Source organism: Vibrio sp. GJ43-1 (assembly GCF_055808835.1).
Map to the genome: position 1 here is coordinate 1,748,830 of NZ_CM147884.1, position 16,044 is coordinate 1,764,873.

Below are 16,044 nucleotides of genomic sequence, written 5' to 3' on the forward strand. Positions count from 1 at the left end.
ATACGGAGCCGCCTTAACCTACATTACGCGCCACCATAAGCACTTCATCAGCGGAGTACAGGTTTGAAATGGTCGCTTCTACTTCAGCGCCTAACGTCGATTTGTATAAGTTCTGGGCAAAGTTGTCCGCGCGCGTCGTAACGTATATATGTTTGAGTACCGAGTCATTTTGCGCCAACCTTTCTTTTACTAAAGGTAGGGTTTGCGTAATGAGCCCACGTCCTATGCCTTTTCCTTGGTGATCGGGAGAGACCGCTAGCTGCTCTATTTCGAGGATGACTTCTGGGCGAAAGCCACTCTTTTGAGTCCAAATAATAAAGCCAGAAATTTGTTTGTCGTTATTTTCCGCCACAAAGCACAGCACACGAGGAAACGCATTAAAGTTACATTGCAGCCATTCATAAGATTGTTTTTGTCTGACGAAAGTGAGTTTGTGTATCTCTGCTGCTGCTTCTAAATCGGACGTGTTCATCAATCGGACGTTCATTTTTACCTCAATACTTAGATTAAATACAGCGCGTTCGCGGTGAGTGAGCAAGAGGGTTAAGTGTACCAAATGTTAGCGTGTTCACTTTGTAAAAAGCGTGTCAGGGTCGCAGTGATTGGGAACTGTGACTAACTTAGGCCATTGATTTAGCCAGTTTTTCGAGTGTACTCGTTGCCAAAACAGTGCGATAGGTGTATTGGGGTTATGAGACAGCTTCCCCGCCAGCAAGGTGTCGGCACCAAATGCTGAAATGCACTCTAACTGATTACTGATCTTGCGTACGGCAATAGCGGTTTCTTTTTCTGGCCAGTAACTCATTGCATCGATGATGTCAGCATAGGGTTGGTGACCATTTCTGTTGTGCATTAATGCTTGATTGCGTACTTGCCAGTTAATGTCAGGCATTGTGTTATTCAGATAGGCTTCTATGCGCTGTTGACCACTTGAATCTATTTCTGATGGGTCAAAGTAAATCACGTCAACATCGTTCAATGGTGTTGGGATTGTACGGTTGTGCAAATCGTCCCAAATTAAATTACGAACAAACCCTGCAGCGACGTAGCAGGGTTGAACACTGACATTTTCGACACAGCTTAAGATTTTTGATCTGAGTGCGTCTTGTTGCATTAATTCAAAGAGCTTTTTCATCCCTCTCTATCACTTTACAACGTGATGGCTTAAAGGTGAGGGCTGAAAAGGGCGGAGATCAATTTCTTCTCGCTCGCATACTGCTTTAATCGTTGGGTGTGAGGATAGTCGCGTGAGATACGCGGACAAATGGTCAAATTGCAGTGGAGATGTCTGAGCGGGTAGGCTCCATTCCGACAGCATGAACAGAAAAAAGTCACAAGCAGAGAGTTGCTCGCCGAGCAGGTATCGACGGTCTTTAAGTTGGTCATTTATGACAGAGAGAGATTCTGCAATCCGTTCATCTTGAGCGGCGATGATAGTTGGAATGGCGTGTTCATCGTTGGTGTGTCTGTGCGGGTAGTATCGGACCATGAGTTCAGCTTGCAGCGTATTATTTAAATAGGTTAACCACTGGAAAAAATGCGCGCGATCTTTACTGCCTAGCGAAGGGATAAGACTATGCTGAGGGTGCTGTTCGCAAAGGTGAATGCAGATCGCTGGGCTTTCAAAAATAACGGTGTCATCATCGATAAGTGTTGGGATTCTGCCTGCTGGGTTGAGCGCAAGGTAGTCGCTGGATTTTTGTGAGTTGGACTGTTTATCAACAAGGATAAGCTGATAGTCGAGGCCCATATGATGCAGTAAAAAGTGTGGGGCTAAGCTTGCGTTATTGGGGTAATAATAGAGTTGATACAATTTACAGTCCTTGTTCGATTGGGGCTTCCCTTGGCGATGTTTCGTTAGATGTTATCGGAACAGATGCACATCATTGGAAATAACATCATCAGAAATAACATCATCAGAAATAATAGGAATCCAGTATATCCGCCAGCGCCAATGTTATCACCATGCGTAGTGAGAATGAGTGAGGTGCCTCATACCTGGCTTGTCATCTTGTTTGCTTACTCAACTTCGCCAAGGACATTGAGCCCATATTCATTGGGTATCTCATTATAGCTCAGCACGATAAGCTCCTTGGCAAAGGCTTTTGCCAGCTTTGCTATCATAGGTCTTGTCGTTGGTGGCACTACAAGTACAGCAGGTAAATTTTGGCTTTGCATCGTTTGAACAATAGTTGGCATGCGGTTTTGACATTTTTGCAGTATCGTCGCTTCAATGGGAATGGCATCCAACGGAATATTGGGGTCGTTTTGTTGTGAAAGAGAAATGGCACTTTTAAGCTCGCCTTCTAAAGACGTTCCGATAATAAAGGCGTTAATGGTTTTGCTGTTGGGAGAGATGAGGTTAACAATGGTGCGCTTTAGCGCAACTCGAATATTAGAAGACAGTAAGATAGGGTCTTTTACCGTATCAATACTTTCTATGATGGTATTGGCGATGGTGCGTACATTGATAATGGGTACTTGTTGAGCGAGAAGCTGACGTATAACCTGCATTTGCAAGTTAGGTGAAATGACACTGGCTAGGTTTTCTGCCAGTTCGGGATGATGAGTAGCAAGCCGATGGTTTAGGGCTTTAACATCATCGTAATTGAAAATATCGTTTAAGTGTTCACTGCAAACCTTGCTGACATGGGTGGCAATGACGTCATAGATATCAATGACTTGAAAGCCTAAGTTGATGGCTTTGGTTTTATCGGCTTTATTGATCCATAGTGCTGGAAGTTGGTAGGCGGGATCAACGCCGACGATACCATCTAAATCAGGGTGGTCGATTCTGTTACCAACGGCCATCGATTTATCGACATAAACTTCCCCCCGTTCTATTTCATCACCATCAATACTGATGGCGTATTCAGATGGTTTCAGTGAGAGATTGTCAGTAATGACGACTTCGGGGATCACAAAGCCAATTTGTTCACTCAGCGTTTTTCGGCTGCCGCGAATACTCTTTATTAGGTTACCGCCTTTCTTCGTTGTCGCGAGGGGAACGAGTTTAAAGCCCAAGGAAAGTGCAATCACATCAATGGTTGGAATGATATTCCAATCTATCGTGGTTTCAGAGGGGGCTGGTGCAGTAATGCTGTATCGGGTTCAGGAAGGGTTTCAATGGCTTTAAACTTGCTTTGTCGCCAACCAACGAAGGCGAGTAACACGGTAAAGGTATAAAAAGCAAGGTGCGGCATGTTAGGGACGCTACCAATAACAAACATGACACCCGCGGCCATATAGAGGTTAGAGGAGAGGCAAGAAGCTGCTTTTGAACAGTTTGTGCCATATCATTATCGTTGTCGCTAATACGGGTCACGATAATGGCGGCGGAGGTTGCCAGTAGTAGCGACGGTATTTGCGCGACGAGACCATCACCAATGGTGAGTAATGCGTAAGTCTGAAAGGCATCTTCTGCAGAGAGACCATGTTCAAAAATACCAATCAGCACACCACCAATTAAGTTAATGAAGAGAATCAGTAAACCTGCGATGGCATCGCCTCGAACAAATTTACTCGCCCCATCCATCGCCCCGTAAAATTCCGCTTCTTCGCCTACTTCTAAACGGCGGGCTTTTGCTTCAACTTGGTCGATAGCACCTGCGTTTAAGTCGGCATCAATCGCCATTTGTTTACCCGGTAGCGCATCTAAGGTAAATCTAGCCGAGACTTCTGAGATACGTTCACCCCCTTTGGTGATAACAACGAAATTAATGATCATCAAAATCACAAACACCACAATACCCACGACATAGCTGCCGCCAATCACCACTTCACCGAATGACTGAATCACTTTACCAGCCGCATCGCCACCGTTGTGACCTTCCAGTAATACGATTCGAGTAGACGCTACATTGAGCGTTAATCGTAGGAGCGTCGCAATGAGCAATAGGGAAGGGAAAATAGAAAACTCAAGCACTCGAGTGACGGTACTGGCGACGAGTAAGACCACAATCGCCAGCATGATATTAAAGGTGAAGAAGGTATCGAGTAGTAGTGGTGGCAAGGGAAGAATCACCATCGCCAAGATCATTAATAGAACGATGGGGATGGTCAACCGAGTAGTGATTGCCTGAATTACCTTTCTCATAACAGCCAATTTAGTGGTTATCGTTAAATTAAATACTAGGATATTTTTCAACCACTTCTCACTTTTGATACTTGCAATTTACATTTTAAGTGAGTTTTTTTTGAAAAAAGATGAAATGGAATTTTTCCTCTGTCGTTAGCAGTTAGTGAACAGCAAACACAGATGGGGAACATCAGATGGGTATTTCAGTACAAACTAACTACGCGAGTTTGGTGACGCAAAATACATTGCAGTCAACCAATGCTTCACTATCAAAGTCCTTAGAAAAACTGTCTACAGGCTTTCGTATTAACTCGGCAGCAGATGATGCGGCAGGGTTACAGATTGCTAATCGACTGAACCTTCAGAGCCGTGGTTTGAACGTGGCGATGAGGAATTCACAAGACGCGATATCAATGATGCAAACAGCCGAAGGTGCAATGGAAGAAATGACCAATATCGCCTATCGGATGAATGACTTAGCGACTCAAGCAGCCAACGGTACTGTGACGAGTGCGGACCGCGAGGCAATGAACACCGAGTATGGTCAGTTAGGTGCTGAGCTACAAAATATTTATAACAACTCAAACTTTGGTGGACGTTCTCTATTGGCTGGGGCTGATTCGTTCACATCAGGCCAAATTACTTTCCAAATTGGTTCAACCGCCAGCGAAACGTTAGACGTTAATCTTGCAGGGCAACTCTCGGCTGTGGGTAACACACTCGGTCAGTTTGATATTCTTTCTGATATTAGTGCGTTGAAATCACAAGCTGAATCTGACTATCAGTCTGAACTTGACTTGTTTGCGGCCACTGCTGCTTCTGCGACAACGACCAGCGGACTGAGCGATGGTACAGATTTTACTGCTAGCGGTACGTTTGGATCTTATACCGATTATTCGGATTTAAAAGCAAAAGCGGATGCGGGTGTGGGTACGGCGGTTGCGGATTTAACGGCCGTTGAAACGGCTGCTGCGGCTAGTGTCACAGCGGAAATAGTTGGTAACACGGATGGCAATTACGTAGCTGGTGCGTCAGGTGTGGCATTAGGCACCTCGACCTATGCGAGTGTGACAGCATTAAGTGCAGGGTTAACTGACCAGGCGAGTGCAACGGCCGGAATGGCGACTATGGCGACCTTCATTGATGATTTAGGCGCGGCGCGTGCCCAGTTCGGTGCCAACATCAACCGACTGGATCATACCATCACCAATCTTGGCAACATGACGGAAAACCTAGAAGCATCTAAAGGCCGAATCATGGATACCGATTTTGCTTCAGAATCAGGAAACATGAGTAAAGCGCAAATGCTAATGCAGTCAGGCGCATCGATGTTAAGCGCATCAAAAATGGTGCCGCAACTGGCTATGAGCCTATTGGGGTAAATGCCTTGAGTGCTCTGGAGGGTTGGGTTGTCCCTCCTTACTCAAAGCGTAGAGGCGTAATCTAGAGAGAAATATCACAACGTAGGGGGAGAGTATGAATGTCGATGCCGTGCAGCTTGCCAGTAACTTCGCGAGTTTAGATGTCCAGCCATTTGAGCTGCGTTATAACCAAAAGTTGACGAATATTACTTCGCAGACGTCGGCAATCAGCAAAGTCAAGACCGCGCTACAACAGTTGGATGACAAAATCTATGACTTTACCAAAGCGGGTGCAGGACTCACACAGACCGCCACGACTACGTCGAGTGATGAGTATGTGACTTTGTCGGTGTCGTCTGGCGTGGATGATATCGATCTGGATGTCTTTGTTAAACAGATGGCGGAAACCCATCAGGTAGTGGTGGATGCCAAATCGACTGACCCAAATGATGTGATGGCATCAGCAGGCACTTTTTCTGTCACACAAGATGGTGTGACCACCGACTTAAATATTATGGATGCCGATAGTGACGCGAGTGGGGATGTTACTTACAGCGAATTTGTCACTTATTTTAATGACCAGTTTGACGATTCGATACAAGCAACGCTAGTGAAGTCTCAAGGGGCAATGAAAGTGTTATTTGCATCCGATAATGAAGGCGCAAATGCTTCTTTCACTTTGTCGGCCGACGCTGCTAGTGGTTGGGATGGTGATATAGCGTTAGCCAGTGCCGCGCCAATAAAAACAGCCCAAGATGCAATTCTAGCGATTGGCGGCGAACATGGCACAGAATTAACCAGTACTACCAACCAATTTGAGTCGTTGATGGAAGGCGTGGATCTTACAGTCGTTAAAGCCAATAGCACTGGTGATGACGCGACTAACTTGCGGATTGGTGACGACCTCGGCGCAACGATGGACGCGCTTAAAGAATTTGTAGATTCATATAACAATGCGGTTTCAGAGATAGCAAGCCTTACCGCGACAGGCGGAGAAGACGCTGTACGTGGCGTGCTTGCATCGGATAGCACGATTAGAAATATCAGTTATCAGTTGGGCAATGTTATCCGAGCCGATTACGGTGGTACGCGGTTATTTGAGTTAGGTATTGAGATCGATCGTGATGGCAAGTTGTCGTTGGACAGAACGGCTTTTGAGCAAGCAGCAGAAACCATAGATATTGAAGAGATTTTTACCGGTGAAGAGGGGGTGTTTGCCAGCTTTACCAGCAAACTTGATAGCTACATCGACTTTTCTAGTGGTTCATTAAACCGCAGAATTGATACGTTAGATGATGAGAAATCCCGTATTAATGACGCACTATCGGTATTGGATAGCCGCTACGAAACCTATTACAACCGATATTTATCGCAATTTACTCAACTGAACTCACTCGGTAGTCAATTGGATTCAGTTTCTGGGTTATTTACTGTTTAAGTAAGGAGTGTTTCAAATGCTTTTAGGGAAACAGCAACAAGCGAATTATGCCAATGTGCAAGTGAGTGCTAATGCCTCCGTGTCTTCAAGTTTTGAGCTGATCTGCATGCTTCACGAGCGCTTAATCCAAGAATTGGAAAGCGTTAAGTACGCCATTGAACATAAGGATTTGGAGCTTAAATCCAAAGCGTCTCAAAAGTCGATTGATATATTCGTGGGTTTAGATGCTTCCTTAGATCTCTCTAGTGGAGAGGAGCTGATAAAGAACATCCATGCCTTGTATGAGCATGGGATAGCGACCGTGTTTGAAGCCTCCAAAGAGATGAATGGTGAACTGATTGATAAGTTGATTGTGGTGATCGTCGATTTGAAAGAAGGCTGGGAAGGGGCGATGGAGTGGCTGGATGAAAGCCGTCAATAAGAGTCCAAGCACTAAAGTCACTATCTCGCCAAAGCACCTGAAGGTTATGGTCTCCAAGTTTGAAGCGGCCATACTGAAACGGGATTTTACTGAAATAGCAAAACTCAATCAGCTGGTGGAGCAGATATTACCGAACATCGACCAGCATGATGCTGACTTGCTACCGATAGTGGTTAAATTGCGTCAAGAACATGAAAAGTGTCGGGCGTTGGTAGAAACGGAACAAGCGGCCCTTAGACAGCGTCTGACTCATAATATGTGTTTGAGGAATCGAGATAAAGCCTATACCAAGACCCAAGTTAGGGTGGAGGAATAACAATGGATTTGCACACGAAAGTACAAAGTGACGCCACGTTTTCTCGCTTAATCGCTGAAATAGGTGAGTCAGTTAAAGACAACGCGTTACTTACGTCTGCCCATCAAGACTCTGTTATCGGGATGAAAACACACACACTTGGTGAGACAAGAATGACGCCGCTGGCACAATCGTTTCAAAGTCTCTTTTCTGTGCTGCAACAAGTCTCCGGCTCACTGGGTATAGACGGCGTCAGTCATACCCTATCGCTTGATGTGGCGCCTCAGTTAAGCCATATGGACAAACATGGAGTGTCTGATGATAGTGCCCCGCGTCAACCTTCTCCCACACGTCTCGCCTTGCTCAGTGATCAGCTTTCTAGAGCGACAGGTCTAGCATCGGCGGACTCACTGTCTCTTTCCAGTACGTATTTTCCCCAAAGCTATACGCCAAATAGCCATTCTGGAAACTCCGTAATTGAGCTGGCTGAATCTGCGTTACAGCAAGTCTCTCGCCATAGCCAATTGCCCTATATTGCGATAGCAACGAATGGATTGCAGTATTCGAACTCGAGAAGTAACGCCGTAAGTCATCCATTGACTGCAGAGTGGAAAGCCAGGGTTGAAGGTCATCAAGATGAATTGGCGCAAACCGTAGCAACTGGTAATGCGGGGGGAGCAGAGCGTGGGCTGACTGAAGGGTATTATGGTTCAGCACTAAGAGGGCAGCCGTTTATGGGGGCTGCGACTCAAACGACGCCAGTAAAACCAGAATTTACGTTGGCGACAGCGCCGATATTTACATCGGGCATGGATTCGAGTTATTCCATGTTGGAAAGCACCATGACTCGGTTATTAGCGCCTTCATTAGAAATAGAAAAGCCATTGACACCAGAGGCTCAACGCCAGATCTCTCACGTTATTCGAGACAAAATTCAGCTGCAATATGACAGTGTGAATCAAACGGTTCGAATACGTTTTGACCCTCCTGAGTTAGGTAAGGTGGATATGATCATTCGTGTTGATGGTGACAAGCTGACAGTGCAAATCAGCGCCAGTTCAACATTAACGCGAGAAGCGATTATTGCAACGTCCGATCGCTTAAGGGCAGATCTGATTCAGCAAAGCAATGCGCTAAATGAAGTCAATATTGCCTTAGCAAACAAAGAGTCTATGCGAGGTCTCTTGCAAGAACAGGCACAGCGACAACAGGACTTGCAGCAAAACGAATGGCAACAGCATGGTCAGGATAAAAATAGTCAGTCTGAGTACGGTAATGGTAAAGATTACGATGACTTAATCCATGAGGTTGCTGAATCTACAGAGAAAAACGCTCAAGTACTACGTGAATACCGCGTGTATATTGCGAGGGTGTAGTGATGATCAAGATAGTAGTGACATTTATTGTGGCGGTTGCGTTGTCCGTATCGGGTTTTGTGTTGTATCAAAACGACGTGTTAACGGTAGCATCAATAACGGCGTGGTTAAGCCCAAGCGAACCAGAGCCAGAGTTGGTCGAGCATACTGAAATTCAAGTGGATAATGTGTTAGTGCCGATTAATTTAGGGCAAAGACAAAGTTTGTTGCTACTGGATATCTCACTTTATACCCCTAAGAAAAATGGCGCATACCTACACCATCAATTAAGTGTCATTAAAAATAGAATTATCAAAAAGTTCAGTGTGAAGAACGCGGAATATTTTCATAACAAACAGTTTATCTATGTCATTCAAGATGATTTAAAAGACGAGTTAGATGAATTACCGTCACTACAAGTGGACGAAGTTCTAGTGACAAAAGCGGTGTTTCAGTAGGTTCATTATGTTAATGAAGCCACGTTATCAACATACCCAAACTCATGACAGAGAAAGTCTGCAAGCGTTAGAAAACTTGGTGTTGCAGGAAAATATAAAGCTAATCAATGGCCTGTTATATCAATATCGTTATGTGGTAGATAACGGGACGTTTGAAGATTTACAGCAAACCGCCATGATGACGTTAGTGATTGAATTGAGAAAATTTGATCATGTCGCCAATGATGATTTTCGACGTGCTGTTGCCGTTCGTATCCGAGGCGAAATTATTGATGAACTTCGTCGCCGAGATTACATGGAGCGAGATAAGCGTCAGCTCGTTAATAAGATCAAAAAAGCGGAAAGGGAGTTATTGCAACTGCTCGGTAGAGAGCCCGCCGTAAATGAAATTTGCAGACACCTTGGCATTCAAAATGATGACTTTCAACAGGCAATGATGCTGGTGGATGTGATGGACGACATTGAGCTTGATTCCGTGATGGGTAAAGCCAGTGATACCGATAGAGATGTATTACTAAGTGAAGTGCGGCAAGTGCTAGAAACGTTGCCAGAACGAGAAAAGCGGGTGTTGTATCTTGTGTACGTGAAAAATCTGAGCACCAAAGAAGTGGCACAAGTCCTAGATATTAACGAAATAAAGGTGCATCGGATAAAACATAGAGGTTTGGACATTCTGAAAAGCAGAATGAAGGAGAGTGGCGCATGCAAAAGATAATTGGTGTTATTGTTGTGATAAGCGTCATTTTTGGGGGCTTTATTTACTTGGGTGGTAAATTTGAGTTCATTTTCAAACTGTCGGAAATTATTATTATTTTTGGTGCGGCTTTCGCAAGCTTATTAATGTCGACCACTTCTAGTACGTTAAAATTAATGACACAGCAAATAGGCATTTCCTTTCGGGCTACACCCTATAATAAGGATTATTACCAGCAGTTGTTATCGTTGATGTTTGAGCTGATTAATATCGCGCGTGTACAAAATATTAAAGCGTTAGATATTCATATTGAAAACCCAGAATCAAGTAAGATATTTTTGAAATACCCACAGATCACGCGGGATACACTAACCACACAATTTATTATTGATTCATTTCGACAAGTGATTACCGGTAAACAATCGCATCATTTACTTGAGGCATTTCTTGAAGAAGAAATTGAACATCTGGACGATGAATATACCAAGCCATCGGAAAAGCTCCACGCCACTGCGGAAGCGATGCCTGGTTTGGGCATTTTAGCGGCGGTAATGGGTATCATTCTTACGATGCAAGGCTTGGATGGCGAGATCAGTGAAATAGGACAAAATATTGCCGCCGCCCTCGTCGGAACCTTCACAGGGGTGTTTGGTTGCTATTGTGTATTAGGCCCCTTGTCGAGCAGCATTAAGGATATATCTGAAAATCAGCTTGCTCCACTGCAATGCGTTAAATCCATTCTATCGTCTTACGCTCAAGGGCAATCTGCTCATATGTGCGCGAATGCTGGAAGGAAGAATATAGAGACCCGCTACAAGCCGTCATTTGTTGAGCTTGAGAAAGCGGTTGATGTGCTAAGACAACAACCTTCATCAGGTTAATAGAGGCACGTATGGAACAACAAATCATTATTGCTAAAAAGGGCAAAAAGAAACGAGATCCATTGCAACATGGCGGTTGGAAGGTGGCGATGGCGGATCTTATGATCTCGATGATGTGCTTGTTTTTAGTGTTGTGGATACTTCAGGTGGTCGATGTTGATGACCAAAAAAACTGCTCAACTACTTCTCTTATGGGAACGATCCAATTCAACACCATGGCATGGTGGAAAGTGGAGGTAATTCGATCAACCCTTTGCCGCTTCCTCATGTTGCTACCTCTCATTACGATGCAGAACTGCACCGCATTAACGACACATCACTATTAGAGGGGGAGTTCAATAGCCAACAAGAACTCGAGGTGTTGGCAAAGCGAATTGAACAAGATATTGCTGGAGTGGATGGGTTGGGGAGTGTGAGTGTCTTGGTCACCCCGCAAGGAGTGAAGTTGGTGATTGCTGATTCTGACAAAGGACCGATGTTCTTTCGGGGAGGGGCTAAAGTGACCCCATTTTATCAAGATCTTTTGTTGAATCTGGCTAAGCTGTTACAGCGTATTGAAAACAAGATGATTATTACTGGTCATACGGATGCGAGTCGATATAAAGGTAGCCGCATGACTAACTGGGAGTTATCGAGCAACCGTGCCAATAGTGCGCGATATTATCTGGACCGCGGAGGGCTACAAGAGCGTCATATCTTTCAAGTCACAGGAATGAGTGATACTGCACCAGTGGATATCAACAACCCTAAAGCTGCTATTAATCGCCGTATCGAACTCTATATTCTCACCGCCGAAACGCTGAGTCAGCTGAGTGATGTTTATAAGACCGTATTCCTCCCAGATGCTAACCTGCCCTCAGACGTTAGAGAAAAACAAGCCCCACTCACTCAGCAGCAGTTATCTCCAGAGGTAGAAAAAGAAAGCGCGAAGCGATACAACAAGCATTAAAAAACCAGCCGAGTAACCTCATTTGAGGTAATGAGCCGCTATGACTAATTTGATGCAAAAGTTTATCAACGTGCGAAAGTGTTTAGCATGGCTTGTCGTCATTGATTATTGCTTAATCGGTTTTTATGTCTATTTGGTAACGAGTCTTCTGTATGTAGATGTGTTTATCATCGGTATATTACTCGCGCTATATAATATTTTGCTTGTCACCTTTGTCGTTCATCAACCTGCGGGCTTCCTTTTCTTTTGAGCGAGACAAGCATCTTGTCATTCCCATCTGTTTTGCCACGTTTTTGGGTTGTAGTATCGTTGTCTTAACACTGTTTTGGTGAATGAAGGCTGGTAGGACAATCGATAACACTTCTAACAGAGCACGAATTTAGAGCGAAATTAATGGCGGTAGTGGGGAGAGATTAATCAGTGGCGATTTTTGCCATTGCTGATCGGTGACAAAGAGCATGAATGCTGCAGAGGGCTTTGACTTCAGTTCAGAAATGTTGACCAGCCGCTGAAGGGCATAAAAACGATGGACATAGTTCACGGTTTCTTGCGGCAATGTTAACTGTGAAAATTGTGTACTACCTGCCCGCTTTATCGCACGCTGAACACGTCCTTCCCCTGCATTGTAAGCGGCTAAAGTTAAACTTATGTCGCCACCAAATTTATGATGTAAGAACGATAAATATTGTAGTGCGGCTGACGTGCTTGCCGCAATATCGAAGCGTTGGTCGTTGTTTGTACTGACCTTTAACCCAAAACGTTGCGCCGTTAATGGCATGAGTTGCCATAAACCGCGCGGCATTGGCATGTGAGACAGCGTTGGGGTTGAATGATGATTCTAGCATGGGTATGAGAACCAAATGGTCAGGTAGTGCGCGTTGTTCCAGCTGTTGAAAAATAGACGAAACTAAGGGTTCGAACTGAGTAAATTTGTCTAAAATTTGTTTCTGGTAAGGGGTAAGTTTAACTAGGTGTGGTGCAATTAATCGTTCTGGCGGTCGATATTGCGCGTGACTAAATGGGTGATACGCCATCAAGAGAGTAAATAGTATGATGTACAGGAAAGCCAGTCGATACCACGCTAACTGGCGCCGATTGTTGGCACTTGACGTTTGTGACGGACGAGTGAGTTGGGCGACTTGACTGTCAGCAGGTGTCGTCATTTGTTGAATCATATCCACCATACGCGCTTAACCATTTAAATCTTCATGAAACAGTATTTTCATGAAACAGCATCTTGATAAAACAGTATAGGGAGTCCGCGGGCATTTACTAGGTTACTTGTCACTGATGGTAGGCACGCAGCTTATTACGAATGATCATATGATATCGAGCTACTAGCAGTTCGGCTGGGAGCTGAAAAGCATTGGAATGGTCGGCAATGGCACGCGAGCTTGGTGTGCTATGACGTGGATAGTAAGGGTGGCTTTTAAATGAGGCGCAGAGCGTCAATGCCAGTGCATACCAATCATCAGAAGGACAAACACGTCCTTGCAATGTTTTTTGTTGTGGAGAGGAATAAGAGGGTGAAGTGGCGGCAAAGGGTAGGTGCTTAAAGTGCTGCCCAATGGGCATGGCGGTTGAAAAGTCAATTAAGTGAGCCTGCTTGCGACCAATGATAATGTTGTTTGGTTTGATGTCCCCGTGTATGAAGCCACTACTGTGCAAACGCGCTAGAGATTGTTCTATGTCTTGCAGCCATGGATGTTGGACATTCCCTTGCCTCACTTCATTTGAAAGGGTGTCGCCATGAATCCAATGAAGGAAAGATAAATGGAGATGTTCTTTTTTGTAGATAGCCTTTGGAGCACTAGTGTGTTGGGTACTATTTTGGGCATTATGTATCGCATCACGCTTTGGGTTACATAGCGCATCTAGGTCTTGCTCTTTACTCAGTCTAGTGTATATCGTTTGTTCGGTGTTCGTCGCCGTAATACACCGCCCTTTAAGCCAGCCTATTTTCTTGTGGTGCCAACGAAAAACCTCCTGAGATAACCATTTTGGATCATCATTAAACTCGTCGGCAAGGCTGCTAATTAATGCCTTTAGGTTTGCGTCATTAAGCGACAGTAACGCCATATTATAAATCCGCTGGTAATTTGAAATCAGTAAAAAGTTCGGGGCGAAAGGATTAACCTGCCCTTGAGTCTTAATCGTTAATGTGACAGCGTTACTGCTGTCACCCAGCGAAATTTCGGCACCTTGATTCGCCGTTTTTACAGTCTTCGTGTGAATGAGGCGGAACCAGTTCCAGTTACCACTAAAGTTTTGACGCGCTAATGATGTGACATTATTTTTGAGCTCGATGTTTAGTGTGTCTTCAGCTTGCTGCTCACCCTCCCAACTCATGCTTTTCCATAAAGAAGGCCCGTGTTGATAAGTGAACAAGGGCTGATCATTATAAATGATGAATTCGGTAACAGACGCACTCATGTCAACGGCTTTGAGTTGGAAGTTGACTGAAACAATGTCCGGTTTGCGAGAAAGAGAGCCGAACGAATTTGGTCAGCTTTTGTTGACATTGTCCAAACTTCTGGGGAGATCATTAGCCCAGAGCTTGGTAAGAATCCGGGTAAATAAGGGGAGCCTTCAGCAGGTTGTAAAAAGGGGGTGAGGAATTGGTTTTCAAAGTTGGCGAATACCCCTTTTGAAGAAAAGAAGGCTTGAACGTCAGCAATGCTCGCGTCAGTTTTTGAGTTATTATCAAAAGGATAATAACTAGCAATACTGGTTTGATAGGTTTGAATAACGGCGCTTTTCCACTGCTTGTTCAAATATTCATGGGCAAGCGACAAGATCGAATCGTTACTTAGCTGGGTTAAAGAGGTAACCAGTTGTTTGGCTAATGCAGGTTGTTGATCTGCGCTGGTTTCTAAATCGGCAATGGGATTGCTACTTTGCATTGGCTTTGCGAGGGTATCAAAAGCGAGTTTCCTTGCATTTTCAGATTGGTAAAAGGAATCAAGCCAAACTTTGAGCTTAGTAATTTTGGCTAACAGTGTATCGATGGGCTTTATTGAATCTTTTGCAGGCGTGACATAGTCGAGGTAACTGGAAAAGTTAGCATTAATCATACGTGCTGATTCAATTTTATCTTGTTCTTCTATAAGTGCTGGGTTGATTTCGCTTGACGCTTGAGTTTCGTCTGCATTATTACCGCTATTTGAGCTCGCATTCGAGGAGGGGGTACTGGTTTTTTTCGCCGACGTTTCACTGGGTAGCGTGACGTTTGTATACTTACTCAGTACTGAATAATAGTTTGTTAGTGGGTTATTGCTGGCGTTAGAGAGCAGGTTGACCGTTTGGCTTAATACCGTCGTATCGTTGACTAAGCATTTCATAGAGACGTTATTAATAAAGTCTTTCCAATAGTTTATGTAATCATTTTGGTACATTTGCTTTAAATCGCGACTAATTCGGTAAAGTTCTAGCGCACTCGGTGCGTTTCCCGCCACTCCTGAGTAGGCGGACAGTGCTTCTTTGAGTAATGGTGAGTCAACAGAAAGGTCGAGTTCAATGAAACCGTTAGGCGTATACAAAAAAGGCACAAGATAACCAACGTAACCAGGCTCAAAGCTATATAACTGCCCGAAATTGCTGCCAAGTTCGCTGCGAATATCAATTCTTTTAGTAAATAAGGGTAGGTTTTGTATATGTTGATAAAGCAGTGTTTCAATGCCAGAACGATTGATGACACCTTTAGCAAGTTGCTCGAGATTAGAGTTCGCATTTAGCGGCACCAAACCACGATTAAACGCATCATCAAGTAAGACTTTGAGCTGCATAATTGTGGAGGCGGAACCAGAGTTCTGAGCCTCTAGAGAGTGAACAAAATAGGCATCCAGTTCTTCGGTATTTTTTTTGTTGGCGTCAAAAAGTAAGCGATAACTGTTCAGTAGTGACAGGGTAGTCGCTTGCTCTTCTAAATTAACATATACGAATGAGATCATTAGCAATCGACTTTTCTAAAGAAGGCATCAGTACGGCCTGTAACTCGGCGAAGTAAGCAGTCTCTACTTCGTTTTTAATACTTGAGGAAGGCATAAAAGGTAGCACGTACCAAGGTTCAGCTTGATGATACAGCTGATAAATGTTGTGCAATGAGTACAAGTTT

Annotated in this window: 15 protein-coding genes and 2 pseudogenes; 10 read left to right on the forward strand and 7 right to left on the reverse strand. The window is 44.3% G+C overall.

Annotated features, from left to right (window positions below):
- Positions 1 to 13: 13 nt before the first annotated feature.
- From AC0L66_RS08500 to AC0L66_RS08515, 4 genes and pseudogenes are all read right to left on the reverse strand, one after another.
- The gene (locus tag AC0L66_RS08500; protein ID WP_265673249.1) at positions 14 to 472 is read right to left on the reverse strand and encodes a GNAT family N-acetyltransferase; all 459 of its coding nucleotides are present in this window, start codon (positions 470 to 472) and stop codon (positions 14 to 16) included.
- A 96-nt stretch (positions 473 to 568) separates the two neighbouring features.
- On the reverse strand, positions 569 to 1,135 hold the full coding sequence (locus AC0L66_RS08505; protein ID WP_265673034.1) for a nucleotidyltransferase family protein: 567 nt from the start codon (positions 1,133 to 1,135) through the stop codon (positions 569 to 571).
- 9 nt (positions 1,136 to 1,144) lie between these two features.
- Positions 1,145 to 1,813, reverse strand: a complete 669-nt coding sequence (locus tag AC0L66_RS08510; RefSeq protein WP_265673033.1) for a glutathione S-transferase family protein — start codon at positions 1,811 to 1,813, stop codon at positions 1,145 to 1,147.
- Between the two features lie 206 nt (positions 1,814 to 2,019).
- Positions 2,020 to 4,096 (reverse strand): annotated as a pseudogene (locus AC0L66_RS08515) (flagellar biosynthesis protein FlhA).
- A gap of 176 nt (positions 4,097 to 4,272) precedes the next feature.
- Here AC0L66_RS08515 and AC0L66_RS08520 point away from each other — a divergent pair.
- From AC0L66_RS08520 to AC0L66_RS08565, 10 genes are all read left to right on the forward strand, one after another.
- Complete coding sequence (locus tag AC0L66_RS08520) at positions 4,273 to 5,460, forward strand: flagellin N-terminal helical domain-containing protein (RefSeq protein WP_473569118.1); 1,188 nt, start codon at positions 4,273 to 4,275, stop codon at positions 5,458 to 5,460.
- A gap of 94 nt (positions 5,461 to 5,554) precedes the next feature.
- Positions 5,555 to 6,877, forward strand: coding sequence for a flagellar filament capping protein FliD (fliD, locus tag AC0L66_RS08525; RefSeq protein WP_473569119.1), 1,323 nt, complete (start codon positions 5,555 to 5,557; stop codon positions 6,875 to 6,877).
- A gap of 16 nt (positions 6,878 to 6,893) precedes the next feature.
- Positions 6,894 to 7,298: a flagellar export chaperone FliS gene (fliS, locus tag AC0L66_RS08530; protein ID WP_265673028.1), complete on the forward strand. Its 405-nt coding sequence runs from the start codon at positions 6,894 to 6,896 to the stop codon at positions 7,296 to 7,298.
- On the forward strand, positions 7,282 to 7,614 hold the full coding sequence (locus AC0L66_RS08535; RefSeq protein WP_473569120.1) for a hypothetical protein: 333 nt from the start codon (positions 7,282 to 7,284) through the stop codon (positions 7,612 to 7,614). The genes fliS and AC0L66_RS08535 overlap by 17 nt, the downstream gene beginning before the upstream one ends.
- A 2-nt stretch (positions 7,615 to 7,616) precedes the next feature.
- Positions 7,617 to 8,969 (forward strand): flagellar hook-length control protein FliK, encoded by a 1,353-nt coding sequence (locus tag AC0L66_RS08540; protein WP_473569122.1) that lies wholly within the window; start codon positions 7,617 to 7,619, stop codon positions 8,967 to 8,969.
- Between the two features lie 2 nt (positions 8,970 to 8,971).
- Positions 8,972 to 9,406, forward strand: a complete 435-nt coding sequence (locus AC0L66_RS08545; protein ID WP_473569123.1) for a flagellar basal body-associated FliL family protein — start codon at positions 8,972 to 8,974, stop codon at positions 9,404 to 9,406.
- A gap of 7 nt (positions 9,407 to 9,413) precedes the next feature.
- Positions 9,414 to 10,121: a sigma-70 family RNA polymerase sigma factor gene (locus AC0L66_RS08550; RefSeq protein ID WP_473569125.1), complete on the forward strand. Its 708-nt coding sequence runs from the start codon at positions 9,414 to 9,416 to the stop codon at positions 10,119 to 10,121.
- Positions 10,109 to 10,981 (forward strand): flagellar motor stator protein MotA, encoded by an 873-nt coding sequence (motA, locus tag AC0L66_RS08555; protein WP_265673023.1) that lies wholly within the window; start codon positions 10,109 to 10,111, stop codon positions 10,979 to 10,981. Before AC0L66_RS08550 ends, motA begins: the two co-directional genes overlap by 13 nt.
- Before the next feature lie 11 nt (positions 10,982 to 10,992).
- Positions 10,993 to 11,307, forward strand: coding sequence for a flagellar motor protein MotB (locus tag AC0L66_RS08560; protein WP_473569127.1), 315 nt, complete (start codon positions 10,993 to 10,995; stop codon positions 11,305 to 11,307).
- Positions 11,235 to 11,930 (forward strand): OmpA family protein, encoded by a 696-nt coding sequence (locus AC0L66_RS08565; protein ID WP_473569128.1) that lies wholly within the window; start codon positions 11,235 to 11,237, stop codon positions 11,928 to 11,930. The genes AC0L66_RS08560 and AC0L66_RS08565 overlap by 73 nt, the downstream gene beginning before the upstream one ends.
- A 379-nt stretch (positions 11,931 to 12,309) precedes the next feature.
- Here the strand turns inward: AC0L66_RS08565 and AC0L66_RS08570 are convergent.
- The 3 genes and pseudogenes from AC0L66_RS08570 to AC0L66_RS08580 all read right to left on the reverse strand — a co-directional run bounded on the left by AC0L66_RS08570 (position 12,310) and on the right by AC0L66_RS08580 (position 15,880).
- Positions 12,310 to 12,964: pseudogene (locus AC0L66_RS08570) on the reverse strand (lytic transglycosylase domain-containing protein).
- Between the two features lie 250 nt (positions 12,965 to 13,214).
- On the reverse strand, positions 13,215 to 14,363 hold the full coding sequence (locus tag AC0L66_RS08575; RefSeq protein ID WP_473569129.1) for a type VI secretion IcmF C-terminal domain-containing protein: 1,149 nt from the start codon (positions 14,361 to 14,363) through the stop codon (positions 13,215 to 13,217).
- Positions 14,360 to 15,880 carry an ImcF-related family protein gene (locus AC0L66_RS08580; RefSeq protein ID WP_473569131.1) on the reverse strand — a complete coding sequence of 507 codons (1,521 nt, stop codon included), beginning with the start codon at positions 15,878 to 15,880 and terminating at the stop codon, positions 14,360 to 14,362. Before AC0L66_RS08580 ends, AC0L66_RS08575 begins: the two co-directional genes overlap by 4 nt.
- Positions 15,881 to 16,044: the final 164 nt, after the last annotated feature.